Origin of the sequence: Caulobacter sp. (assembly GCF_017744445.1) — a bacterium.
In the GTDB taxonomy this organism is placed as follows: domain Bacteria; phylum Pseudomonadota; class Alphaproteobacteria; order Caulobacterales; family Caulobacteraceae; genus Caulobacter.
In genome coordinates this window covers 1-896 of record NZ_JAGIBH010000057.1, presented here as the reverse complement: position 1 = coordinate 896, position 896 = coordinate 1, and the positions used below count along the sequence as shown (strand labels likewise).

At 67.6% G+C, this 896-nt stretch carries 1 protein-coding gene and 1 pseudogene; one reads left to right on the top strand and one right to left on the bottom strand.

Translation table 11 applies throughout. From position 1 onward, the window contains the following. Window positions 1-590, top strand: a pseudogene (locus J7528_RS23555) (hypothetical protein); the annotation flags it as partial. Between the two features lie 110 nt (window positions 591-700). On the opposite strand, the gene J7528_RS23550 reads toward J7528_RS23555, so the two are convergent. Then, window positions 701-896: P-II family nitrogen regulator (locus J7528_RS23550; protein WP_291879707.1), on the bottom strand; the 196-nt coding region annotated here is incomplete at its 5' end.

The window sequence follows — 896 nt, the reverse complement described above, 5'->3', positions numbered from 1 at the left end:
GCGGCACGCTGCGCGAAGTGCTCAAGCATCCGGGCGTGGAGAGCGCGACCCAGTGCGACATCGACGAGCAGGTCACGCGCATGGCCGAGAAGTACTTCCCGGAGCTGTGCGACTCCAACGGCGACGCGCGCGCCGAGCTGCTGTTCGACGACGGCGTGGCCTACATGGCCAACTGCCCGGCCGGCAGTGTCGACGTGGTGATCGTCGACTCGACCGATCCGGTCGGCCCGGCCGAAGGCCTGTTCAACAAGGACTTCTACGCCAGCTGCTTCCGCGCGCTGAAGGACGACGGCATCCTCGTTCAGCAGTCCGAATCGCCGCTGGCCCAGCTCGAACTGATCAAGGCCATGCGCACCGAGATGGGCAAGGCCGGTTTCTCGACCTTCAAGACCCTGCCGTTCCCGCAGCCGTGCTACCCGACCGGCTGGTGGAGCGTGACCTTGGCGCGCAAGGGCCAGGGCTTCGGTTTCCGCGAGGCCGACGCGGCCGGCAAGTCGTTCGCGACGAAGTACTACAGCGCGCCGCTGCACACCGGCGTGCTGGTCGCGCCGCCGTTCGTGGCAGACGCCCTGGGCGAAGCACAGGGCTGAGAACAGGCTCGATCCCTGGGCCAAGCACAGGGCTGAGCCGGATCACAGGCCGCAGATGCGAAAAAGCCCCGCTATGGCGGGGCTTTTCGTTGGTGGGCCGCGAACGGCGCCTAGAGCGCGTCGGCATCCAGTTCACCGGTGCGGATCCGCACCACCTGGCCCAGGTCGTAGACGAAGACCTTGCCGTCGCCGATCTTGCCGGTGCCAGCGGCGCGCACGATCGCCTCGACCACCGCCTCGACCTGGTCGTCGGTGACCGCGACCTCGACCTTCACCTTGGGCAGTTCGTCGACCAGCTTGTCCAGG